The organism is Paracerasibacillus soli (assembly GCF_042432965.1).
GTDB lineage: Bacteria > Bacillota > Bacilli > Bacillales > Amphibacillaceae > Paracerasibacillus > Paracerasibacillus soli.
On the sequence record NZ_JBHLWL010000002.1, the window covers coordinates 1 to 22,645 of the forward strand.

At 35.9% G+C, this 22,645-nt stretch carries 21 protein-coding genes, 2 pseudogenes and 1 riboswitch; of the genes and pseudogenes, 10 read left to right on the forward strand and 13 right to left on the reverse strand.

Translation table 11 applies throughout. The features are described 5' to 3' along the window. Positions 1 to 99: 99 nt before the first annotated feature. Positions 100 to 279 (reverse strand): DUF2759 family protein, encoded by a 180-nt coding sequence (locus tag ACFFIS_RS00390; protein WP_390185705.1) that lies wholly within the window; start codon positions 277 to 279, stop codon positions 100 to 102. Between the two features lie 976 nt (positions 280 to 1,255). Between ACFFIS_RS00390 and ACFFIS_RS00395 the strand changes: the two genes are divergently transcribed. Then, positions 1,256 to 1,888: an MBL fold metallo-hydrolase gene (locus ACFFIS_RS00395; RefSeq protein WP_320379170.1), complete on the forward strand. Its 633-nt coding sequence runs from the start codon at positions 1,256 to 1,258 to the stop codon at positions 1,886 to 1,888. A 234-nt stretch (positions 1,889 to 2,122) separates the two neighbouring features. Here ACFFIS_RS00395 and ACFFIS_RS00400 read toward each other — a convergent pair whose 3' ends face one another. From ACFFIS_RS00400 to comGA, 9 genes are all read right to left on the reverse strand, one after another. Next, entirely contained in the window at positions 2,123 to 2,365 is a 243-nt protein-coding gene (locus ACFFIS_RS00400; RefSeq protein ID WP_320379169.1) for a DUF2626 domain-containing protein, read from the reverse strand. A 71-nt stretch (positions 2,366 to 2,436) separates the two neighbouring features. Beyond that, positions 2,437 to 3,132 carry a helix-turn-helix transcriptional regulator gene (locus ACFFIS_RS00405; RefSeq protein ID WP_320379168.1) on the reverse strand — a complete coding sequence of 232 codons (696 nt, stop codon included), beginning with the start codon at positions 3,130 to 3,132 and terminating at the stop codon, positions 2,437 to 2,439. 105 nt (positions 3,133 to 3,237) lie between these two features. Beyond that, positions 3,238 to 3,633 (reverse strand): hypothetical protein, encoded by a 396-nt coding sequence (locus ACFFIS_RS00410; RefSeq protein ID WP_320379167.1) that lies wholly within the window; start codon positions 3,631 to 3,633, stop codon positions 3,238 to 3,240. Continuing rightward, positions 3,605 to 4,027, reverse strand: a complete 423-nt coding sequence (locus ACFFIS_RS00415) for a competence type IV pilus minor pilin ComGF (RefSeq protein ID WP_390185709.1) — start codon at positions 4,025 to 4,027, stop codon at positions 3,605 to 3,607. The genes ACFFIS_RS00410 and ACFFIS_RS00415 overlap by 29 nt, the downstream gene beginning before the upstream one ends. After that, positions 4,008 to 4,340, reverse strand: coding sequence for a hypothetical protein (locus ACFFIS_RS00420; RefSeq protein WP_390185711.1), 333 nt, complete (start codon positions 4,338 to 4,340; stop codon positions 4,008 to 4,010). Before ACFFIS_RS00420 ends, ACFFIS_RS00415 begins: the two co-directional genes overlap by 20 nt. Then, positions 4,327 to 4,770 carry a prepilin-type N-terminal cleavage/methylation domain-containing protein gene (locus ACFFIS_RS00425; protein ID WP_320379165.1) on the reverse strand — a complete coding sequence of 148 codons (444 nt, stop codon included), beginning with the start codon at positions 4,768 to 4,770 and terminating at the stop codon, positions 4,327 to 4,329. The genes ACFFIS_RS00420 and ACFFIS_RS00425 overlap by 14 nt, the downstream gene beginning before the upstream one ends. Before the next feature lie 4 nt (positions 4,771 to 4,774). Next, on the reverse strand, positions 4,775 to 5,092 hold the full coding sequence (gene comGC, locus ACFFIS_RS00430; protein ID WP_320379164.1) for a competence type IV pilus major pilin ComGC: 318 nt from the start codon (positions 5,090 to 5,092) through the stop codon (positions 4,775 to 4,777). Positions 5,093 to 5,098: 6 nt separating this feature from the next. Beyond that, positions 5,099 to 6,145, reverse strand: coding sequence for a competence type IV pilus assembly protein ComGB (gene comGB, locus ACFFIS_RS00435; RefSeq protein ID WP_390185714.1), 1,047 nt, complete (start codon positions 6,143 to 6,145; stop codon positions 5,099 to 5,101). Further along, on the reverse strand, positions 6,111 to 7,118 hold the full coding sequence (gene comGA, locus ACFFIS_RS00440) for a competence type IV pilus ATPase ComGA (protein ID WP_390185716.1): 1,008 nt from the start codon (positions 7,116 to 7,118) through the stop codon (positions 6,111 to 6,113). The genes comGB and comGA overlap by 35 nt, the downstream gene beginning before the upstream one ends. 104 nt (positions 7,119 to 7,222) lie before the next feature. Between comGA and ACFFIS_RS00445 the strand changes: the two genes are divergently transcribed. Both ACFFIS_RS00445 and ACFFIS_RS00450 read left to right on the forward strand, forming a co-directional pair. Continuing rightward, positions 7,223 to 7,714, forward strand: coding sequence for a shikimate kinase (locus ACFFIS_RS00445; RefSeq protein ID WP_320379162.1), 492 nt, complete (start codon positions 7,223 to 7,225; stop codon positions 7,712 to 7,714). A gap of 35 nt (positions 7,715 to 7,749) precedes the next feature. Continuing rightward, positions 7,750 to 7,920 (forward strand): YqzE family protein, encoded by a 171-nt coding sequence (locus ACFFIS_RS00450; RefSeq protein WP_320379161.1) that lies wholly within the window; start codon positions 7,750 to 7,752, stop codon positions 7,918 to 7,920. A 41-nt stretch (positions 7,921 to 7,961) separates the two neighbouring features. On the opposite strand, the gene ACFFIS_RS00455 is transcribed toward ACFFIS_RS00450, so the two are convergent. Both ACFFIS_RS00455 and ACFFIS_RS00460 read right to left on the reverse strand, forming a co-directional pair. After that, positions 7,962 to 8,735: a YqhG family protein gene (locus ACFFIS_RS00455; RefSeq protein WP_320379160.1), complete on the reverse strand. Its 774-nt coding sequence runs from the start codon at positions 8,733 to 8,735 to the stop codon at positions 7,962 to 7,964. Beyond that, entirely contained in the window at positions 8,722 to 10,386 is a 1,665-nt protein-coding gene (locus ACFFIS_RS00460; RefSeq protein WP_320379159.1) for a DEAD/DEAH box helicase, read from the reverse strand. Before ACFFIS_RS00460 ends, ACFFIS_RS00455 begins: the two co-directional genes overlap by 14 nt. Positions 10,387 to 10,545: 159 nt before the next feature. Then, a riboswitch (glycine riboswitch) is annotated at positions 10,546 to 10,636 on the forward strand. Between the two features lie 235 nt (positions 10,637 to 10,871). On the opposite strand from ACFFIS_RS00460, the gene gcvT reads away from it, so the two are divergent. The 3 genes from gcvT to gcvPB are packed head-to-tail and all read left to right on the forward strand — an operon-like array spanning position 10,872 to position 14,801. Continuing rightward, complete coding sequence (gcvT, locus tag ACFFIS_RS00465) at positions 10,872 to 11,984, forward strand: glycine cleavage system aminomethyltransferase GcvT (RefSeq protein ID WP_390185719.1); 1,113 nt, start codon at positions 10,872 to 10,874, stop codon at positions 11,982 to 11,984. Between the two features lie 17 nt (positions 11,985 to 12,001). After that, positions 12,002 to 13,351, forward strand: a complete 1,350-nt coding sequence (gene gcvPA / locus ACFFIS_RS00470) for an aminomethyl-transferring glycine dehydrogenase subunit GcvPA (protein WP_390185721.1) — start codon at positions 12,002 to 12,004, stop codon at positions 13,349 to 13,351. Further along, positions 13,344 to 14,801, forward strand: coding sequence for an aminomethyl-transferring glycine dehydrogenase subunit GcvPB (gene gcvPB / locus ACFFIS_RS00475; RefSeq protein WP_320379158.1), 1,458 nt, complete (start codon positions 13,344 to 13,346; stop codon positions 14,799 to 14,801). The genes gcvPA and gcvPB overlap by 8 nt, the downstream gene beginning before the upstream one ends. Before the next feature lie 52 nt (positions 14,802 to 14,853). Here the strand turns inward: gcvPB and ACFFIS_RS00480 are convergent, their stop codons facing one another. Then, complete coding sequence (locus ACFFIS_RS00480) at positions 14,854 to 15,222, reverse strand: rhodanese-like domain-containing protein (RefSeq protein WP_320379157.1); 369 nt, start codon at positions 15,220 to 15,222, stop codon at positions 14,854 to 14,856. 370 nt (positions 15,223 to 15,592) lie between these two features. Here ACFFIS_RS00480 and ACFFIS_RS00485 point away from each other — a divergent pair. The 4 genes and pseudogenes from ACFFIS_RS00485 to ACFFIS_RS00500 all read left to right on the forward strand — a co-directional run. Continuing rightward, positions 15,593 to 16,378, forward strand: a pseudogene (locus tag ACFFIS_RS00485) (ribonucleotide reductase barrel domain-containing protein); the annotation flags it as partial. Between the two features lie 346 nt (positions 16,379 to 16,724). After that, positions 16,725 to 17,351, forward strand: a pseudogene (locus tag ACFFIS_RS00490) (ribonucleotide reductase barrel domain-containing protein); the annotation flags it as partial. A gap of 759 nt (positions 17,352 to 18,110) precedes the next feature. After that, positions 18,111 to 19,898 carry a group II intron reverse transcriptase/maturase gene (gene ltrA / locus ACFFIS_RS00495; protein WP_320379156.1) on the forward strand — a complete coding sequence of 596 codons (1,788 nt, stop codon included), beginning with the start codon at positions 18,111 to 18,113 and terminating at the stop codon, positions 19,896 to 19,898. An 890-nt stretch (positions 19,899 to 20,788) separates the two neighbouring features. Further along, the gene (locus ACFFIS_RS00500) at positions 20,789 to 22,420 is read left to right on the forward strand and encodes a reverse transcriptase/maturase family protein (RefSeq protein WP_390185724.1); all 1,632 of its coding nucleotides are present in this window, start codon (positions 20,789 to 20,791) and stop codon (positions 22,418 to 22,420) included. The last annotated feature ends 225 nt before the right edge of the window (positions 22,421 to 22,645 follow it).

Consider the following 22,645-nt stretch of genomic DNA (forward strand, 5'->3'; position numbering starts at 1 on the left):
ATCTAACATTACGTTGGACTTAAATGAAACCGCCGTATACGGAACCGTACGTACGGTGGTGTGAGAGGTCGGAGGTTAGTCACCTCCTCCTACTCGATTTTACAATGAGTTTTTAATAACATCAATAATCGTAGCAACTGAGAAGAATCCAAATGACGCTACGGATAAAGCAGAAAAGGCAATAGCCAATAGATTTTTTACTTTTAATGATCTAAATAATGACACTACAGATAACAGTGCAACAAGCAATAATATTGTTGCTAGTACTAGATGTTGCATTTCGTCATATCCTCCTTACTTATGTATCGTTCGTTTGGATAATAAATTCCATTCGTCACCTATTATAGTATGTATCTAATTACTAAACATTATTTTATATGATAAACTGTTATTTGTCGAGGTAAATCCTTTTATACTGTTTTCCGAAAGAATGTCGTTATTATATAATAGAACCAAACTGTCTCGTAACTAATATGTGCAAGTTTCCCGCTACGGAAAAACACTACGCTTTCCGTGGGCGGCTGATGAGCCTCCGACGCACAGGACGTGCTAGTGTCGATGAAGTCACAGGACGTGACGGTTTCATCGACCTCGTGCTAACGCACTGTGGGGTCTCATCTAGGCCGGGCGAAGAACAAGACGTTCTAGTGTCGGCATTGGTCACAGGACGTGACCGCTTTTAGCCGACCTCCCACAGGACAAGGAGCGCTTCGTCAGCATGACATCGTACGAGGAAAAGACGTTTTATCTTTTTCGAGTCTCCGTGTTTTTTCTCCGCTAGTATTTGTATTTTAAATTGTGAAATCTATTGCTCATTAATTAATTAGATATTCGGATTTTACACATTAAAATGCGAAAAAAATTGCATTTTATCGTCCGATGCTTCGCTGTCGTAGTGTCCTGCGGGAACAGCACCAGATGAACGCGAACCAGGGCTAAGTTCACCACGTCCTGTTGTAACGCCTGCGCTAGCATGTCCTGTGCGTCGGAAACCCCACAGGAAACAATTTAAGGAGGGCCGACTAAATACGGGCTTTGCGCCCAACGTCGGCATACCCCAGTGTTGGGGCAAGGCCGTGCCCGCGGAAAGCGAAGTATTCTGCCGAAGCGACGTTAGCGAGCTAATTAAGTTTAAAGACAAGTTTTTACTACTGAACAGTTTGGGTCGACTATGAATTGAAAGCGGTATGCAATGCGAGGGGTGCTTATTTTTAAAATTAATTCAAATAATGATGTGAATGAGGTGGAGTGCAAAATGGAAATACAAATACAATCTTTTCAACTAGGGCCATTGGGTACAAATTGTTATGTTATAAGTAATCAAGAAGGATGTTTAATTGTTGATCCCGGTGGTGACCCTAAGGAAGTAATGACATACTTGGAATCTTTGGATAAAAAGCCAAATGCAATATTACTAACACATGCTCATTTTGATCATATTGGAGCAGTTGATTATCTCCGAAAGTATTATCAAATAGATGTTTATTTGCATGATAAAGAAAAGAATTGGCTCTCTGATGGTAATTTAAACCGATCACTCTTTTATTTTAATAAACCAATTATAACAGACGAAGCAGAAAAGACATTACAACCTGGTAGGTATCAAATTGGTACACTTTCATTTGATGTCCTCCATACACCTGGTCATTCACCTGGAAGTACAAGTTTTGTTTTTGAGGACGCCAAGTTTGTTGTCTCTGGTGATGTGCTATTTCAACGTGGTATAGGTCGAACTGACTTGCCGGGTGGGGATTATAGTCAATTGGTAGAAAGTATCCAAGAAAAGTTATACATACTACAAGACGATTATATTGTTTATCCAGGACATGGATCAAGTACAACCATTGGGGAGGAAAAGCGCGAGAATCCATTTGTTTCAGCTAGATAATATAAAGCAAAAGAGACTGAATAAAATCAGTCTCTTGGGGGGATGTGCTTCGCTTTTGTTGGTTAGGGATAAAAGTTAAGCTACAATTCTTACTATAAAGGTATATAAACATGATGTCAATAGTGATAACATTCCTAAACAATATGTAATCCGAAATAAATTAAAAAGTTCCCACTATGAAGTGGGAACTTTTTAATTGGAAACAATGGCACCTTATGTATGATATCTAAAAAATTAGTGCCCAAAACCCGGTACAAGAATAAATTCAGAGTACCATGTGAATCCAATTAGAAATACTGTACAATAGATTCCGAACAAATACATGTACATACGCTCAGAAAGCTTTAAATAACCTATTGTAAGGAAAAAAGCTGTTTGAAGAAGGAATAGTAGTGCAACTGATTTCATGTCACCGACATAAAACATTACAGTAAATATTCCTGTCCAAAAGGCAAGCATACGAAACACTCGGTCCATGCTTTCCCCTCCTTTGATAACCTTTTCATTGTAATTATATACGAGGATGCTCATAAAGTAAATAAAACGTGTTATATGTTAGAAATTTTTGCGGTATAACTACAGTTTTCACAACCACTAAACATAGTATTACCCGTAATTAATTCAATATCCGTAAAGAGTGATTCAAATATACCCTGAAAGAAACTATGATGCATTTCACAAACTATCTCGTGATTTTTGGCTGCTACCTCTTTAAAAGGACAATTATTGACTGTGAAATGAACAACATGTGATTTTTCATCATAGGTAAAGGATGGATACATTCCAAGCATGCGGCCGGCATCACTTAAAATTTGTAAGCATTCGTCCATGTTTAATTCAGTTGTAGCCGGTGTATGGTAACGTTCCATTACTTTTAATCCGTAATTATAACCAGTTTCGTATAGCGCTTTTTTTCCGATGTCACCTAAGCCGACGAGTGTGTCAATAGCCAGAGTTGATAATAACTTATAATCCCGATGTGGAAAATTTAGTTCTATTACTTGATCGGATAAGCAATAAAGCCGGCTAGGTCTACCGCCTTTTCCAGTCTTTTGTGTGTAAGATTGCAATAAGTATACATCTTCAAGTTTGGACAAGTGTAATCGGGCAACATTTGGATGAATGTTAAATTCTTTGGCAATTTCAGATACTGTTACTTCTTTGTGGTGCTCCACAATATATTGGTATACGTTAAATCGAGTAGGATCACTTAAAACACTTGTTAGTCTTAAAGTTTTTTCCATTATAAACACTCCAATACGTTTGTTACTTTCATTATAGTAAATAATGTTTAGGAAATTTTAATTTACAATGATTTGTCAAAAAGTATACACATGAAAAGACATATATTAGTCAATATTTTCTATATCTGACTTCTGAATAGGTATCCGATAAGTAAAAGAGGACGAGCTATCTTTTCCTGCTGGTGTGATGATAAATAATACTTGTGTAAATTCTTCCTGCTCTTTCCAATCTACTGCTACATGACCATTTGGGAAGTTATAATATATGTGATTATTTTCGTCTAATAAATGGTTGTAGTAATCATTTTTAAATGCAGTGAGGCTTATCTGAAATAATGTTTCAATTTCTACATAATTGATGAGTTGATGTGCAACATGTAGCTCATTTTTGTAACGTATAATACTAGCGGATATCATAATAAACACGACTGTTATGACCAATAAAACAGTTGGTAGAAAAAAACCAGCTTGATTATGGATAGAGGACCATTGTTTTTTCATATTCATCTCCTTTTATTGTTCTAATCATCACTTGAAAGCCATAAGACCGTGGTATAAAGGAAAGATAGTCAACATCGCGTAAGTAAATAAGGTGACCTTGATTATTTAACTTTCTCGATACCGTTTGATGATGTTGTTGGAAGGATATAATATCATCGTTATATAGTGTCAGATAGAGTGTTTGATCCCTAATTTGGAAATCTTGCGCATCTTTCATTTCCTCTTGCAGGAAATAAAAGAATTGATGGATAGAAGTGATGTCATACAAGGATTCTTCATGTGTACGTGTCATGTTTAAAATTTGTGCCATAAGTGGGAACAATAGCGATAGGAGTGTAATAGCCATTAGTAAAGAAACTAGCGAGTATCCACGGTTATCGTACAGGATACCCATAAAGGCAAATCTCTTCTTGGACCCTTTTTGCATTCTTCCAATTCACACATCCTTTTATTAAATTTTCTTCGTACGTAAAGGTTACAAAGGCGTCTTCCAGCTCTATACTCATATCTTTAGGTGTGATGCCTTCAAACAATAATGGTTGTATCATATCGTGTAAGTAGTGTACATAATGTATCCTCTCACTTAATAACATTCTTTCTTTATTTAATAATGAGAGAATGGGACTAATCGTCATGATACATGTAAATAAAAGGGTGCAACTTATCATCGTTTCGATTAAAATATAGCCTTGTTTATTCTTCCACACGTATATATCCTCTTCCTTTCCCAAGTGGAAAGACGACTCTTATTTCTTTTGTTGATGTACGAAATAACACGCTGCCTGCAGGTGTTATATACCCATTTGTAAATGATATTTTTTGCATGCTTTGGGGTAAAGCTTCCCAACCATTAGGATATTGCCGCATAGTTGGGAAATTAAATAATCCTGTATAAATAAGATAATGATGAGAAAGAAACTCGACATGAATATCATGCCCTCGTTTATTGATCGACATATTTTGTAGGAATAAGATGTCTGATTGCAAGTTGTTGAGAAATTGGGTTTCCTTTTGTTTATCGATTGTGGTATATGTGATTGGAATAGTGAACAGTAGCATAATGGACAAAATACTTAGACATATGATAGTTTCAATTAATGTGAAGCCGTTATATTGTTTTATAGAGACCTTTTTCATTTTCCTAATTTGGTGCAGAGACTTTTCCAGAGCTACTGTCATATACCAAATTTTTGTTATTAGGACATGTGAATTGTTCCTCAGAAATATAATTTTCTGCTGCTAGTTGCTGAAGATCTGATGGAAGCTGTCCGTGGTCGAGTGCATAAGCCTCAACCTGTGTTTGTACAACAGAAACAAGTGCTTGACAACCTTTGCTATTAACCTCTTTTGTTCTGCCACTTAAGTTAGGGACGATAAGGATGATTAATACAGATATAATCATTAGGACGATTAACATCTCGATTAAGGTGAAACCTCGATTATTTTTAAACATGAACATTCACTCCTATATAGTTTTAATTAATTCAAACATAGGCCACATCATGGCCATATAAATCGTTACGATGAAGATCGCAATGATAATAAAGAAAATTGGTTGAAATAGTGTGATGAATTTCATCATTTTATCATGGAATTCTTCAAGTAATATGTCTGCGTATATCGATAAATCCTGCTGTAATGTTGACATGTTTTTACTCTCTTGAAATATATCTACTAGTTGATTATCTAGTAAGGGAAGCTGACTGATAATATAACTGATATGATTGCCATGTGATAACTCATTTGTTAAAAGAGATGCATAATGAGCGATAATCGGCAATTTCCTTTGATTTGTTAAAGCACGTAAAATATCTTGTAGTTCCATTCCGGATTTTAGTAACATACTCATTTGTGTTGTAAACAAAAATGATGTGTAAAGAGTCATAAAATATTGTAGAACTGGAATTGATTTGTATAAACTTATTTTCCTTTGTATAGGGATTTTATTTGATAAATATCTCCAGGCGATAATGAAACTGATAACGATGATAAATAAAACAAGCAATAGTTGAGAACTCATTTGTATAGTTGTCATAAACAAATGAATAAAGGAAGTGGAGCTTGCATTCGCTTGGAAAATATCAAGAAATGAGGGAAACACATACTTATTGATAAAAAAGAGTAATGTCACAAATAGCGTGAATAAAATAATGGGATAACGCAATAGTTGTTTAAATTTTTTCGAGTAGTATAATTTGTTTTCAAATAGCTCTATACTTTTGTCAATGCTGGATAATAAATTTCCGTGTATCTGTGAAAAGTATAAGAACGATATGATTGAGTGATGAAAATGCGCCTGTTCAAATGCTTTGTCAATTGTTTCCCCGTTCATTAACGCAGTTTCTATAGTTATTGCAACAGGAGAGAGTTTTTTATCCCAACGCATTGTTTGTAATGCTTCGAGAAGTGGATAGCCATTTGCCAATATTCGTGATAGCCGGTGTAGAAAGCGTAGTTGTAGGTCGTGGTTTAATGGCTTATCCTTGCTCTGTTTCATCCAAAAAGTACCCATAAGCATAAGCCTTCTTTCGTAAATGATAAAATGATGTGTAGTCATGAATTTGCGATGTTTTACCTTGTAGTACACTTATGAGGCGCTTCCCATCTAAAATTTCTAATATAGCTGCTCTTCGTATATTTTGTTTTCCATGCATTGTAATAGGAATAAGTTGGATGGATGCGACCCCAAGAAGTGATTGTTTTAAATCTGTTGTTTGGATGCCTAAATCTTTTAATCGATTGATTGTGCCAACCGTGTCTTTTGCATGAACAGTACTTAAAACTAAATGCCCTGTAAGAGAAGCTTCAAATGCAAACTGCGCAGTAAAATGATCACGAATCTCACCAACCATGATGATATCTGGGTCGTGTCTTAATGCAGCTTTTAAACCAGCTTGATACGTAATCCCAGCCCTTTCGTTAATTTGTACTTGGATGATTCCATCTAAGTTTTTCTCAATCGGATCTTCAAGCGTAATGGTTTGATAAGGTTGCTCTGTAATTATTTTTTGAAGTAGTGCATAAAGTGTTGTCGTTTTTCCGCTGCCGGTAGGTCCACTTAGTAATAGAATGCCAGCTCTATTTGCAATCCATTTTTTTAAAGTCTTAACTTGACTAGGGAATAATAAAAGCTTTTCAAGTGTTGAGCTTTGAGAGAGCGGGATTAGCCGAATAGCTAAACTTTCACTGTGCTTTACTGGTAATGTTGATAAACGAATGGAATAGGATTGTAATGCTGTTTTAAATGTGCGGGAACCATTTTGGGGTTTTCTAGTTTCGCCAATATCCATTCCTGATGTAAACTTGAAGTGGGTTAGCAACAGTTGATATTTTTCATTAGATATAGCACGAAAGAAGATCCGTTTTCCGTTAATGCGACAGTATATTTTTGTTTCAGAATAAAACGGATAGAAATGGATGTCTGATGCATTTAAGTTTGAAGCTGCAAGAAGTATTTCTTCAGAGAGATGTAAGGCAGGGTTCAATCATTTTCACCACCTTTATAGGAAGAGCTGCTTTTATACTCTATTCGACACAAACATACAAAGTCCTGCTTAATTTTTAAACTTTTTTTAAAAGGGAGAGAAAAATGACAAAAAGCATTTATTTGATAGGTTTTATGGGAAGTGGAAAAACTACAATAGGTAAAAAAATAAGTCGAGAACTGCAATTAGATTTTGCAGATATGGATGAAGTTATTGAAAAAAGACTGAATAAATCGATACCGATGATATTCAAAGATAAAGGTGAAGCATATTTTAGGATACAAGAAACGGTAGTTCTAAAACAATTAAAGGTACCGATTATTGCAACAGGCGGTGGAATTATTGAGAGAAGTGAGAATAGGATTTTTATGAAGGAAAATGGCATTATTATATATTTAAGAACTTCGTTTACGGAAATACAAAATAGGTTAAAAGATGATAACGAGCGTCCGCTTTGGGTAAATGGAGATTCTAAGAAATTATATAAAAAACGAATCCCTTTGTATGAAAATATAGCCGATTTTACAATCGATACAGAGAAGTATCGTAAAGAAGAAATCATTAAGAAAATAAAAGGTATAATTTCATTCCAATAGTCAAAATTAAACTTATATGAGGGAGGAGATGCTACATGTCTGGAAATGACTATGTAAAGTTTATTACAGAAGAGTTTGTTTCGTATTTCAATAAGCCTCGAGAAAAAAGAAAAAAGGTGAAAAGCGTGTCAATGGCATATACGAATCGTTGGTTTGGTGTGCTCCCTTTAGCAATTAAAACTTATGTAAAGAAAACGAACAATTAGCGGGTTACTTTGAGACCCGCTTATTTTTGTATTATTATTTTTTATTGTGCTAAATAAAACATACCACCATTCGTTACGTTCATGGTTATTTTTGGTTCATATCTTTCAATAATTTGTGTAAGTTCTTTTTCAAATTGATTATCTTCATCTTCTTGACCGTCATAAAATTGCTGTAGTAGTTCCTTTTCTTGTAATAACTCTTTTCGTGTGGCCTCTGCCCAGGAATGGTCCTGTTCCTCGATATAGGTTGTTAATACTTTTTCAATTCGTTTAAAACCGCTACCTGGCATAATGAGTGGAGAAATGGTATAACAAAAATCGGGTATAGCCGGCTGTAAATGAAGATGTTTTAATTGATCTATCATATCTGTTTTCATCATACCATTTACAAGGTTTAGTCCAATTGAAAATAACTCATCTTTTTTTTGAAGTCCAATATAGCTAAGTTTCATATTGACAACTAACCACGGATGTAAGGCAACTCTATTAACAGCAGGTAACTGTTCATATAATTTCGTGAATCTTTCTTTCGCTTTTAAATGATTAATTATTTGTTGTAAGCGTGGACTTCCGAAATGAATCCTTTCTCCTTTTTCAACCTCCTTTTTTAAGTTTGTTACAAGTGTAAGCTGCATAGGTTCTCCTGCTTGTCCCATTTGTTTCATGTAATGCCAATAAAATGGTCGATTCATTAAGGTACGATCCATTTCTTCTGTTAATTGGATAACGAGTACACCATCTTCATTTTTGATGATATCACATTGATGGGCACGAAAATATTGCACTAAAAATTGATTTAAATTAGAAATTGCCATATTGTTCACCTACCTTTTGTTCAAATTCAGCAGTATGATGAATAACGGAAGATAAGTTATCTAATTTAATTTTTATTTCTCCAGTCGAGGCTGAACTTTTCATGATTGCCTCTATTTCTTGTTCCATATCCGTGATATTTAATACTTCCAAAATGCTATCTAAACGACCAATCACTTGTTCAAATAATCCTAACTTCTCGTATAATAATTTCATAATATGCTCTTCGATTGTATCTTTAATTGCAAAATTATATATATGCACGTCTTTTTCTTGACCGAAACGGTGAATTCGGCCAATTCTTTGTTCTAAGCGCATTGGATTCCAAGGCAAGTCATAATTAATCATGCGGTTACAAAATTGCAGGTTAATTCCTTCACCACCTGCTTCTGTAGCGATGAGAACTTGGACTTGGTTTTCAAACAATTGACGCATCCAATCCTTCTTTCCACGATTAAAACCACCACGATATGGTACGGACGAAATGCCATTTTGTTGTAAATACCATTGTAAATATAATTGGGAAGCGCGGTATTCTGTAAAGATGATTACTTTTTCATTAGGAAATTGGTTAATTAAGCGCACAACTTGTTCAGCTTTCGCATGAGCAGGTAATTGTTCAATTTGCTTGATAAAAGGGTGAAAGGAATCCTTTAACTCGGGGTTCTTTTCTGCCATTTTACTCATAGATAAATAGCAAGCTTCCCTAGAAGAACAAATCTCACGTAGAAGCGTTAACTTTGCGAATGTGGCAATTGAACCTATTGCTGTATCTAATTGTTCATAAAATGACTTTTCTTCTTTAGAAAATGTAACCCATACGGTTTCAATATGCCGTTTTGTTGGGTTCATATTCGTATTTTCCCTTGTGTGTCGAACCATTACTTTTTTGACAAGTTTTTTCAAGTATTCATTTTCCTTAAGTTTACTACGATCTTTACCGAATCGTTTTACAAAAGCTTCGTAACTTCCCAAATGGCCCGGTTTTAATATGGAAACTAGATTAAATATTTCAATTAACTCATTTTGTACTGGAGTTGCGGTTAGTAATAAGCAATATTTCTTTTTTAAAGCTCGGACAAGTTCATAGTTTTTTGTTTTGTGATTTTTAATTTTATGTGCTTCATCTACTAATACTAAATCATAATCTATCTCTAATATTTGTTCTTGATGTGGTGACTTTTTTGCTGTATCCAAAGAAGTAACCAATATATTATGTTGCTCCCAACTGTAATTTTTGCGATGAGCGATTGCTGGAATGTGAAACTTTTCATTTAATTCCTGTACCCACTGATTAACTAGGGATGCAGGTACTAGTAAAAGTGCTTTTTTTACAACGCCTCTCACCATATATTCTTTTAAAATAAGACCGGCTTCAATTGTTTTACCTAATCCTACTTCATCCGCTAAAATAGCTCTACCATTCATGTTTTCAATGACTTGTTGTGCTGCATTAATCTGATGTGATAAAAATTCCATATGTGGTAAATATTTCAACGACAGAAAACCTTTAAAATCAGATGTCATGGTTGTTAATTCTGCCTCATAAGCCATAGAAAATAGTTCCCAAGATGAGAATGGCCCATCTTGTTTCATTGCCTCTTCAAGCCCTGTCATAAATTTGTTATCATATAAAACTTTCATATTTTTCATTTACGACATCCTTTATCTCTATGTTTTCAACGTGAGTTTAGCAGTTATATGTTCATAATTTTACCTTTATGGTATAATGTGCTTAATAAATAGGACTTCCACAATGCTTACAATGCTTTTTCATAGTATATCCAATTAAATATCATTCATTAATTGCGAATGATTGCAGGGGGAGAGCTTACATTTACTTGTAACGCCGAAGGAGCAAGCGGTATGCGAATCTCTCAGGCAAAAAGACTCTTGCATGACGCACCTCTGGAGAGTGTTTACAAGTATACGGGCAAAGTGAATTCTTAGTATTCCCGTGACAAAGGTTTTTAAACAAAAAAATGTAAACCACCAACGAAGCAAACACGGATTTTGAATACGGTTTCAACTGACGTGTGCAACTTTCAGGTGAAAGGACAGAGATTTTCATCAACTAGGGTGGAGTCTCTATTTTTCGTGTTATGAATAAATAACAAGGGAGCAGGAGGAGTGTGTCAATGAGTCAATTAAAAAGAACCCCTATTTATCGTTTATATGAACAATATGGGGCAAAAACAATTGATTTTGGGGGATGGGATCTACCAGTTCAATTTTCAAGCATTAAACATGAACATGAGATAACAAGAACAAAGGCTGGTCTTTTTGATGTATCCCATATGGGAGAAATCGAAGTAAAAGGTCCAAAAAGCTTTGAATTTCTACAAAAGATGACAACCAATGACTTACGTAATTTAGCACCTAATAAGGCCCATTATACATTTATGTGTTATGAAAATGGTGGGGTAGTAGATGACTTTTTAATATATATGTTAAAAGAACATCATTACTTATTAGTCGTGAATGCGGCAAATACCGACAAAGACTATGCGTGGCTAATGGAACATCATACATATGAAAAAGAAGATTTATTGATAGAAGACGTCTCGAACCAGTATGCCTTACTTGCTTTACAAGGGCCGCTAGCTGAAAAAATATTACAATCGGTGACAGAAACAAACATTACAGACATTAAATTTTTTCAATTTAAAACAAATGTACGCTTTCAAACGCTTGATACAGAAGCGCTTGTCTCTCGTACAGGTTACACAGGGGAAGATGGTTTTGAAATATATATTGACCAAGAACATGGTCCTGAATTATGGTCGCTATTATTAGGAGCTGGAGAAACTGATGGAATAGAACCAGTTGGATTAGGTGCAAGAGACACGCTGCGATTTGAAGCAAATTTACCGCTTTATGGTCAAGAATTATCACAAGATATTTCACCAATTGAAGCAGGTTTAAAGTTTGCAGTAAAAGTAAATAAAGATAGTGATTTTATCGGTAAAAAGGTTTTAAAAGAACAAGTTGAAAATGGTACAAAACGAAAATTAGTTGCAATAGAAATGATTGATAAAGGGATTCCACGTACTGGTTATGACGTTTATGTTGATGATAAATTAATTGGATTTGTTACTTCAGGTACACAGTCACCGACTTTAAAGAAAAATATAGGGTTAGCACTCATTGAAACAGCACATGCTGAAGTTGGAACAGAGCTTGTCGTCCAAGTAAGAAAGAGAAAGTTAAAGGCAGTGGTCATCAAAACACCTTTTTTAAATCGTAAATAATAGGGGGAGGTATTACAATGGAATTTCGTTATTTACCAATGACAGAGACGGATAAACAGCAAATGTTAGAGACTGTCGGGGTCTCGTCCACAGAAGAGTTATTTTCAGATATACCGAAAGAAGTACGTTTTAAAGGGGAACTAAACTTAAAAAAGCCGACGAGTGAGGTAGAATTAAAGCGTGAACTGATGACAATGGCGAATAAAAATGCAAACTTACTTGAGTATACTTCTTTTTTAGGTGCGGGAGTGTATGATCATTTTATTCCTTCTGTAGTCGATCATGTTATTTCACGTTCGGAGTTTTATACAGCTTATACACCATATCAACCTGAAATTTCACAAGGGGAATTACAAGCAATCTTTGAATTTCAGACGATGATATCTGAATTAACAGGATTGCCGATTGCAAACTCTTCCATGTATGACGGTGGGACAGCACTTGCGGAAGCGGTGACACTCAGCGCCGGACATACGCGTCGTAAGAAAGTCCTAGTATCTAAAACGGTTCATCCTGAATCTCGTGATGTCATTCAAACATATGCAAAAGGTCAACATATTGAAATTATTGAAATTGATATGAAAGACGGCGTAACAAATTTGGAAGCTTTAAAAAATGAATTAGACGATACAGTTGCGAGTGTTGTTGTACAGTACCCCAACTTTTTTGGTCAAGTTGAACCATTGGAAGAGCTGAAACAATTAATCGATGAACAACAAAAAACGATGATGGTTGTTTCTAGTAATCCACTTGCATTAGGTTACCTAACCCCACCAGGTGATTTCGGTGCTGATATTGTAGTTGGAGATACACAAGTGTTTGGAATTCCTGCACAATTCGGCGGACCACATTGTGGTTACTTTGCCACTACAAAAAAGCTAATGAGAAAGGTTCCTGGTAGATTAGTAGGGGAAACAGTGGATGAAGACGGAGCAAGAGGATTTGTTTTAACGCTTCAGGCAAGAGAGCAACATATTAGACGGGATAAGGCAACATCTAATATTTGTTCAAATCAAGCGCTAAACGCGTTAGCAAGTTCCGTTGCGATGAGCTCGATTGGAAAACATGGTTTGAAGAAGATGGCAGAATTAAATATGAAAAAAGCCCGCTATATGAAACAGAAACTTACTGAAATTGGCATTGAAACCGTATTCCATCATCCATTTTTCAATGAGATTGTTGTGAAATTCAATCAAAACGTAGCAAATATTAACGAGCAGTTATTTGAGAAGGGAATTATCGGGGGATATGATCTTGGTTTAACTTATCCTGAGTTACAAAATCATATGCTTATTGCAGTTACTGAAATTCGTACAAAAGCTGAAATTGATACTTTTGTAAAAGAATTGGGGGATATTCATGGCTAATAAGGACTTTCCATTAATTTTTGAACGCAGTAAAGAGGGAAGAACAAGTTATAATTTACCTGAGTTAGATGTTCCTGAAGTAAATTTATCGGAAGAGTTTTCGGAAGCATATGTAAGAAAAGTGCCAGCAGATTTACCAGAAGTAAGTGAGTTAGATATTATGCGCCATTATACAGGGCTTTCAGATCGTAATTTTGGTGTTGATTCAGGATTTTATCCACTCGGATCATGTACGATGAAATATAACCCAAAGATAAACGAAGACGTGGCAAGACTACCAGGATTTAGTCATATTCATCCATATCAAGATCCGAAGACAGTACAAGGTGCACTTGGCATGATGTATGATATGCAAACTGCCTTAAAAGAAATTACAGGTATGTATGAGATTTCTTTACAACCCGCCGCAGGTGCGCATGGAGAATGGGCAGGGTTAATGATGATTCGTGCATTCCATGAAGCAAATGGTGATTTTCACCGTACAAAAGTAATCGTACCTGATTCAGCGCATGGAACGAATCCGGCTTCTGCAACTGTTGCAGGTTTTGATTCGATTACTGTGAAGACAAATGAGAAAGGTTTAGTGGACCTTGAAGACCTTAAACGTGTTGTAGGTGATGATACGGCCGCTTTAATGTTAACAAATCCTAATACATTAGGATTATTTGAAACCGAAATTTTGGAAATGAAAAAAGTTGTCCATGATGCAGGTGGTCGTCTCTACTATGATGGTGCAAATTTAAATGCAATTATGGGATATGCTAGACCAGGTGATATGGGTTTTGATGTAGTGCATCTGAATTTGCACAAAACATTTACTGGCCCACATGGTGGCGGTGGCCCAGGTTCCGGTCCAATTGGCGTAACGAAGGAATTAGATCCTTTCCTACCAAAACCGATAATTGTTAAAAAAGACGATTACTATACATTAAATTATGATCGTCCACAATCAATTGGTAGAGTAAAACCTTATTATGGAAACTTCGGTATTTATTTACGCGCATATACGTATATTCGTACGATGGGCGCTGAAGGACTAAAAAAAGTTAGTGAATATGCTGTGTTAAACGCAAACTATATGATGAGAAAGCTTGAAAAGGAATACGATTTACCGTATACCCAACATTGTAAGCATGAGTTTGTTTTATCAGGGAGACGTCAAAAGAAATTAGGTGTTCGTACGCTTGATATTGCAAAAAGGCTATTGGATTACGAGTATCATCCACCAACCATTTACTTCCCGCTTAATGTGGAAGAAGCATTAATGATTGAACCAACTGAAACTGAATCAAAAGAAACATTGGATGGATTTATCGACACGATGTTAACAATAGCGGAAGAAGTTAGAAATGAGCCGGAACTTGTACAAGAGGCACCACATCATACAGTGGTGAAACGTCTTGATGAAACATTAGCCGCTAGAAAACCTGTGTTACGATACGATAAATAAAATAAAAAAAGTAGAGGGTAAAATTTCTCCCTCTACTTTTTTGTGCAACAAACTACTTTTTAACTTTACCTGTCCACTTTTTGAATCCACCTTTTAAATGCTGTAAATCCGTATAACCTTTCTTATGAAGCAATTGTGCAGCTCTAGCTGAACGTGAGCCACTTTGACAATATAAGTATACAGGTTTGTCTTTTCTAAGTTCGATGAGTCGTTGCTTCATTTGTGTTAAAGGAATATTTCTCGCACCAAGTATGTGGCCATTTTTAAATTCTTGTGGTTCACGAACATCGATAAGCTGTGCCTTTCTATATCCTTCAATAAATTGCTGTTCGGTTAATGTTTTTAAATATTGACGTTGTCGAAAATAACGAAACATTCCTATCGCAAATAGTGCTACGAGTAGAATAACAATAAATATCATACATAATCCCCCGTTTTTTTATTCGATACTTTCAATTATATGTTGGATGAGTAATTTTTTCAAAGGTTTTTCATTAAATGCTATAAAAACAGACAATTTCGTTATTGTTCAATACTATAAAATAAATAAAAAAGCAACTAACCAAAATGTCTAAATCTAGTTCCTTAGATGAAATATACGATGGAAATCTGCTGAAATCTCTCATTTTTGTTTATTTATTAAGCTTGACAAAACAACCTTGTTCACAATATATAGATAAACTTAATAACAAGGGGTACTATATATTGATTTTTCTACTTAGGACTACTATAATTTAATATGACTTTTAAATAGTAAGAAAGAATTGTAGATTTTTAGAAGGAGTGTTGGCATGGCGACATTTGTTGAACGTCGTAGGTCGATTAATGTGGAGGGACTTAATGAGGATATTGCGCGCTTTCCTCAAGTACACCCAATCACAAGTGAGATGCACATTACACATAAAGGGGTATCTCGACTTGTCATGTTAGATCGTTACGCATTTAAAGACACGGAAAAGAAAACATTAAGAGAAGGCGACTTCGTTGTTTTAACAGTAAAAGCAGATCCGAAATTTCCTGCGCGTGGATTAGGCTACATACAATCAATTGATTCACGTAAAGGTGAGGCGGTAGTAGCTGTAGAACAAGAGTTTTTATCTGTTCTAGATGGGGAAGAAGCAGAAACTGGACTAATAAAACGTGGGCTAGATGTAATTGATAAGCCGTTGGAAATATATTACGAACAAATAGCGAAACGTAATGCAACTGGCTTATCACAAGTTGAAAAATCATCTGATAAAAAAAATGAATGGTTTATGAAGTTCTATGAAGAATTATCTTCAATGAATTTTGTTCCGGCAGGACGCGTCTTATATGGTGCTGGAGCAGAAACCGATGTAACTTATTTTAACTGCTATGTGATGCCTTATATAAAAGATTCTCGTGAGGGTATTAGTGATCACCGCAAACAAGTCATGGAGATTATGTCACGTGGGGGAGGCGTCGGAACAAACGGTTCTACGTTACGTCCGCGAAACACTTTAGCAAGAGGAGTAAATGGAAAGTCATCTGGATCAGTCTCTTGGTTAGATGATATTGCTAAACTTACTCACTTAGTAGAGCAAGGTGGATCCCGTTAATACCATGGCGGGATTAAAATCTCGTGAATTGCTGGAACACCCTAAGAGCTTTCTTCGCCACAACGTGATTGGCGACAATGAGCGTGATGGCTTGAGAAGAAGAAAGATTGGGCAATCAGCAGCGAAGTATCTTTAGAAATAAAGATAAACGTTCAACGACTATTGAAATTTCCTAAATCTCTTTGTATCGTAAAAATAATTATGAAGTTAGTTTTATAGGAGAAAAGGAAAAAGTAAACCATAACTAACGGCAACGTGGTAATGGGGCACGGGACAAAGAATGGTGTTATATTCTTTGATGATATAGTCTGACCTCATGTGAAAGCATGAGAGTGTAGCAGAAATGACTACACCCGCTGTTAACAAAGCGAGTAACAATTGGCGTGGAGCACAAATGATTATGCTCGTTGATTCTCATCCGGATATTATAGAGTTTATTATCTCTAAGATGCAAAATCCGCGTATTTTACGTTATCTTGTTGAAAATACGAAGGACGAGCAAATTAAGAAGTTAGCAAAAGAGAAATTAAAATTTACACCACTTCATGATATTGAATTAGATTTATACCAAGGTATATTAAATTATAAATCTATTCCAGGTAGTGGTGGTTTTACAAAAGAGGCTATTCGAGAAGCGGAAGAGAAATTACAGGCAGGTGGTACGTATTCCGTTCATAATGCAGAATTTTTAACGGGAGCAAATATTTCGGTTTGCTTAACAAAAGAGTTTATGGTAGCTGTGGAAAACGATGATTGGTATGAATTACGCTTTCCTGATGTAGAGAATTATACACCAGAACAAATGGAAGATTATAATAATGAATGGCATAAAATCGGTGATGTCAGAAAATGGGAAGAAATGGGTTATCCAATAAGAATATATAGACGTATTCGAGCAAAAGAACTTTGGAATTTAATTAATATTTGTGCAACATATTCAGCAGAACCAGGGATCTTTTTTATTGATAACGGTGCGACACGTTCTCTTATAAGTGCGGCTTAAACGCATGAAATAGAGGGTTTAACAAACGAAAGTTATGTTAAATACAACTGATAATTCCGATAGTGGGAATGAAAGCCGTCACGTTGAGCTGAAACCACTATGATGAGACTCCTACATGCATGGAATCATGATAGTGATGAAGTGTATGAAGCTAGGTAAAGTCGTCTGAATTTGACCTAAAACTCCCTTAGAGTCATGTTCGAAGATAGGGCGGTCAGCCGAAAAAGGTGAATATGGTGAGAATGTCAGATTAGCAACCTGATTGACGAACTTGCGAATGAAAGGGTCTAGAATGAAAACCGCTTGAAAAGGTGGAAGGTTAACCAGTTTAACCGAGATTGTCGTGGAGTAAGCCCGTTGTCATGAAACACGATATAGTGAACAAAGACACTATGTAATCTCAGGCTCAGAGCAAGCACCTAAGTTCAATCATATGGCTAGGAATTATTGGAACGTGGTAAGCAAGGAACACTCATTCAAGGACTATCATCCGAGTGGTTGATATAAGGATGCTAAATCTGAAATTCATTTATCCTTGCGAAAGTAGGGTCACAGTACCGAAGAAGCTTATGAAAATAAGTGGAGGGATAGACCCAAGTCTAATTCAATATATTAAACCAAACAAAGCAAGTGAAATTCGCTGATCGGGTAAGAATGCAGGGAATCACTGAGAAAGTCAGGTGATCTGCAACGAATACGAGCCTAAGACACAACGAGTATTATGGTATGCAAGAGGTTTTTGATGAATTATTTGCCAAGAGTGAGGAAGGACATCTTTTCAAAAATCTGTTTAACCTAATCATAGATGAAAGAAACATCCTACTAGCTTACAGAAACATAAAAGCCAATAAAGGTTCTAAAACTGCTGGAACGGATAAATATGTGATTGACAACTTTAAAGCGATGAATAAGCAAGAATTCATCAATCTAATTCGAATTTCGCTCAAAGATTACAAACCTAAAGCAGTGCGCAGAGTAATAATTCCAAAGGGGATGGATAATACCAAGTTTAGACCTTTAGGAATACCAACAATGTTGGATAGGCTAATTCAACAGATGTTTAAACAAATTCTTGAACCTATCTGTGAGGCTAAGTTTTATAATCACAGTTATGGTTTCAGACCATTACGAAGCACAAAACATGCCCTATCTAGAGTGAATTTCTTAGTTAATATCTCACAACTACATTACGTTGTAGATATCGACATTAAGGGATTCTTCGACAATGTAAATCACAGAGTTCTCATGAAGCAAATGTGGAATTTAGGCATTCATGATAGAAGAGTTTTAGCAATCATAAGCAAAATGCTCAAAGCACCGATAAAAGGTGTTGGAATTCCAAACAAGGGTACTCCACAAGGAGGAATACTTTCGCCTTTACTCTCTAACATTGTCCTTCATGAACTAGATATGTGGGTAAGTAATCAATGGGAAACTTTTGAAACGAAGCATAAGTATTCTCAGAATGTAAAGAAGTACTTAATGTTGAAACGGAATTCGAATATGAAGATTGGCTTTATCGTTCGATACGCAGATGACTTCAAAATTATGACGAATAGTCATGAGAATGCAGTCAAATGGTTCCATGCAGTGGCAGGATACTTGAAGGATAGATTGAAATTAGATATCTCACCTGAGAAATCTAAAATTACAAATCTCAAAAAGAAGTCCTCGGATTTCTTGGGATTTAAAATTAAGGCTGTTAGGAAGAAACAAAAACATCTTGTTAGGGTAAATATGATTGATAAGAAGAAAGCTGAAGTCATTAGGAAAATGAAGGAACTCATCCTTAAAATAAGAAAAGAAACGACCATTAATAACATAAGACTCTTTAATGCTTATGTAATGGGGATACAAAATTACTTTAAATACGGAAGTATGGTTCCATCAGATTTCACTGACATAGCACACAAGGTGCATCCTTACGCTAGGAGTAAATTACATCAAGTTGGAGGGAAATATTCACACCCAACGGATGCTAGTAAAGTTTACAATCAGTATTACTCCAGTAGTCTCAAAACATGGAAGGTATTAGGTGTTTATCTCTTTCCTGTAAATGGGATTACAAGCTTTGCTGAATCCAGACAATTTAATCCTAAGCACTCAATCTATACAGAAGAAGGCAGAAAATTAATTCACAAAAAACTTCAATCAATTGTTGAATATAACATAAGGTTACTGATGCAATCCAAAATACAAGACCAATCAATCGAATACCAAGACAATAGACTTTCTCGCTACTCAATGAAGAAAGGATGCTGTGAAATACTTGGTATCTTTCTGGAAGCACATGAAGTTCATTGTCACCATGTAAAGCCTAGAAGTCTAGGTGGAACGGATAAGTATAATAACCTCAAAATTATCCATGAAGACATGCATAGACTAGTTCATGCGTCCGAGAAGGAAACAATTGATAAGTACCTTGTTAAATGGAAACTCAATCAGAATTCGAAACTGATTGAGAAGATAAATGCATTACGTAAGAAGTGTAAAAACGAACCAATCGTGACTTAAAAGTAATTAAAAACTTGCATGTACTCGATAAATAATTATTAAGCTTGTAACTTGTTGAAATTTGGTTTAGTAGGATTAGATGGAACGCCGTATGAGGGGAAACTCTCACGTACGGTGTGGAGTGGGGGAAAAGGTGGAGAACAGCTTCAAAGCCTTACCTATCACTATCGAATGACATGACAAATGCAAAAGCTTATGGTGATCAAGTTGTAGCGACTAATCCATGTGGGGAACAAGTGCGAAAGGTAGCATAATAATCATTACCTAATGAGGTAAGGGATTAGGATAATATCCCTTTAGACAGCCGACTTACTTGGATGGAGAAATACCACCGGGGACAATAGCATGTCGGAAAAGCGGAAGAAGGATAGTAAACTGCGAGAAACCTTCGTTCCGCAAGTCTAAGTTCTATACGGCTAAAGCTATACTGCCTTAATCCTAGATTCTTCGCTCGAACCGCAGAGAATCTCATACTTCGCAGTTAAAATGAGATTGTGCTTGAGTTGTTTTGATTGGTTGTTCGTCAAAATAATATCCTCCTAAGCACCGAAGCACGATAAGTGTTTTAAGAATCGAACGGGAAGCCTACGTAGAACCAGTGATTATTATCGTGAACCTTTGATTCTTCGCTCGGAATGTTGAAAGACTATGGAATACATGTTACGCCTAAAAGCGAAACCTCTGTGATTCCTGAATATCCAACAGCGGAGAACGGAGCTGTCATAGTAGTCTGAGGAACCTGAAATAACAGGTATAGCCGTAAAACGGAAGCGGGAGAGCCGCCCACACACATATGGAGGCATAGGTGACACCCGACCTAATCAGTCATGAAGGGTGCTGGCGAAGGACAGCAGGTTAAAGTAGATACGAAACATTTGGAGGTATGCGAAATGCAAAAGGCTGAAAAAGTGTTGCGTATCATCGAGGGAAAATCAAAAACTGACAAACAATATAAATTCGATCGACTGTATCGAAATTTCTTTAACCCAGACTTTTACCTTCAAGCATATGGAAAGATGAATGTAAATGGAAACATGAAGAAAAGCACTGATAAAGAAACAATCGATGGATTTGGAATGAAAAAAGTGAATGATGTCATCGAATTGATGAGACATGAACGTTACCATTTCAAACCAGTTAGACGAGTATATATTCCAAAAAACGATGGCACAAAACGGCCATTGGGAATTCCGAGTTTCGATGACATAATTGTCCAAGAAGTTAGCCAAAGTATCCTTGAAGCCATTTACGAACCTAGATTCAGTAAAAACTCGCATAGTTTTAGACCTAACAAAAGTTGCCATACTGCTCTTAAACAAGTTAAGAGAGAATGGACTGGTGTAAAATGGGTAATCGAGGGGGATATTAAAGGATTTTATCATAATATCGATCACGGTACGTTAATCAATATCCTGAATGAACAAATACATGATGGAAGGTTCCTAGAACTTATTAGACGTATGTTAAAAGCGGGATATATGGATGAATGGGATTACCGTCAAACATATTCTGGGACGCCACAAGGTGGCATTTTAAGCCCGATTCTGGCAAACATATATCTAAATAAGCTAGACGAGTTCGTAGAACAAGTGTTAATTCCGAAATACGAAACCAATAAGAAGAAGCGAAAGATGAATCCAGAATATAACAAAGTCAATCGTCAAATGATAGAGTTGAAAAGGAAAATCAACACCTTAGAAATTGATGATATAAACCGAAACTCTATGATTGATCAGTACAAGGTACTAGATATGGAAAAACGTAATCATAAAGTACTTGATGAAATGGATTCAGAATTTGTGAGAGTTAAATATGTTAGATATGCAGACGATTTTATTATCGGTGTTATCGGTAGTAAAGAATTAACCGAGCAAATCAAACAAGAAGTAGCCGAATTTTTGGCTACGAAACTTAAACTGACGCTTAATGAAGAAAAAACACTTGTCACAAACTTTAAAAAGCCCGTTATGTTCTTAGGATACGAAATATATATTCAGGATGCCAACACATATCTAGCGAAAAGAGGAAATGGACGCATCTCGAGAGCGGTCAATGGTATACCGAGGCTAATGGTACCAAAAGGATTAATCTCAAAGAAACTTGAAAAATATATACGTAATGGTAAGGCAGTTCACCGAAGAGATTTAACAAACCTTGATATAGCAGAGATTATTAGCATTTATGCTACGGAAGTGAGAGGCTTGTATAATTACTACCGGATGGCAGATAATGTCGCAAATCAAATGAACCGGTTTAAACACTATCATCGAACTAGCCTAGCCAAAACAATCGCAGTTAAAATGCGAATATCAGTTGCACAAGTTAGGAAAAAATACGAGGTGGATGGGACTATAGGCATCATCATCAAACGTGAACCGCCAAAGAAGGACTTGATTTATAAGTACTTCAATGATGGTTTTCCCAAAAATGATTTAGTAGAAAATGCAAATCAAAAAGATGACTTATTTCCGAATCTCAATAGATACAGTGGTAGAAATGGAATTGCAAAACCGACTACTTAGCTGAAGTCCATCACGTTAGAAAAGAAAGAATTTGTTAGAAGAGATAACAAGGTAAGAAACCTCCATACTGGGTGGAGACGCAGGTTGTAACAATTCGTAAAACCATCGAGTTATGCGAAAGCTGTTACGATAAATGAATATCGACATATTTTAGAGTTTGTCAGACTCGATGAAATTTAACTGAGAGAGCCGTATGCAGGGAAACTTGCACGTACGGTTCGTAGG

Excerpts from the sequence above, each read along its gene's own strand:
- gcvPB (WP_320379158.1), top strand. The coding sequence starts at position 13,344 with ATGGCTAATAAGGACTTTCCATTAATTTTTGAACGCAGTAAAGAGGGA.
- ACFFIS_RS00500 (WP_390185724.1), top strand. The coding sequence starts at position 20,789 with ATGCAAAAGGCTGAAAAAGTGTTGCGTATCATCGAGGGAAAATCAAAA.
- ltrA (WP_320379156.1), top strand. The coding sequence starts at position 18,111 with ATGCAAGAGGTTTTTGATGAATTATTTGCCAAGAGTGAGGAAGGACAT.
- ACFFIS_RS00390 (WP_390185705.1), bottom strand. The coding sequence starts at position 279 with ATGCAACATCTAGTACTAGCAACAATATTATTGCTTGTTGCACTGTTA.
- ACFFIS_RS00445 (WP_320379162.1), top strand. The coding sequence starts at position 7,223 with ATGACAAAAAGCATTTATTTGATAGGTTTTATGGGAAGTGGAAAAACT.
- comGC (WP_320379164.1), bottom strand. The coding sequence starts at position 5,092 with ATGTTCATGTTTAAAAATAATCGAGGTTTCACCTTAATCGAGATGTTA.
- ACFFIS_RS00400 (WP_320379169.1), bottom strand. The coding sequence starts at position 2,365 with ATGGACCGAGTGTTTCGTATGCTTGCCTTTTGGACAGGAATATTTACT.
- ACFFIS_RS00480 (WP_320379157.1), bottom strand. The coding sequence starts at position 15,222 with ATGATATTTATTGTTATTCTACTCGTAGCACTATTTGCGATAGGAATG.
- ACFFIS_RS00405 (WP_320379168.1), bottom strand. The coding sequence starts at position 3,132 with ATGGAAAAAACTTTAAGACTAACAAGTGTTTTAAGTGATCCTACTCGA.
- ACFFIS_RS00450 (WP_320379161.1), top strand. The coding sequence starts at position 7,750 with ATGTCTGGAAATGACTATGTAAAGTTTATTACAGAAGAGTTTGTTTCG.
- ACFFIS_RS00395 (WP_320379170.1), top strand. The coding sequence starts at position 1,256 with ATGGAAATACAAATACAATCTTTTCAACTAGGGCCATTGGGTACAAAT.
- gcvT (WP_390185719.1), top strand. The coding sequence starts at position 10,872 with ATGAGTCAATTAAAAAGAACCCCTATTTATCGTTTATATGAACAATAT.
- gcvPA (WP_390185721.1), top strand. The coding sequence starts at position 12,002 with ATGGAATTTCGTTATTTACCAATGACAGAGACGGATAAACAGCAAATG.
- ACFFIS_RS00460 (WP_320379159.1), bottom strand. The coding sequence starts at position 10,386 with ATGAAAAATATGAAAGTTTTATATGATAACAAATTTATGACAGGGCTT.
- ACFFIS_RS00455 (WP_320379160.1), bottom strand. The coding sequence starts at position 8,735 with ATGGCAATTTCTAATTTAAATCAATTTTTAGTGCAATATTTTCGTGCC.
- ACFFIS_RS00415 (WP_390185709.1), bottom strand. The coding sequence starts at position 4,027 with ATGGGTATCCTGTACGATAACCGTGGATACTCGCTAGTTTCTTTACTA.
- ACFFIS_RS00410 (WP_320379167.1), bottom strand. The coding sequence starts at position 3,633 with ATGAAAAAACAATGGTCCTCTATCCATAATCAAGCTGGTTTTTTTCTA.
- ACFFIS_RS00425 (WP_320379165.1), bottom strand. The coding sequence starts at position 4,770 with ATGAAAAAGGTCTCTATAAAACAATATAACGGCTTCACATTAATTGAA.
- comGB (WP_390185714.1), bottom strand. The coding sequence starts at position 6,145 with ATGGGTACTTTTTGGATGAAACAGAGCAAGGATAAGCCATTAAACCAC.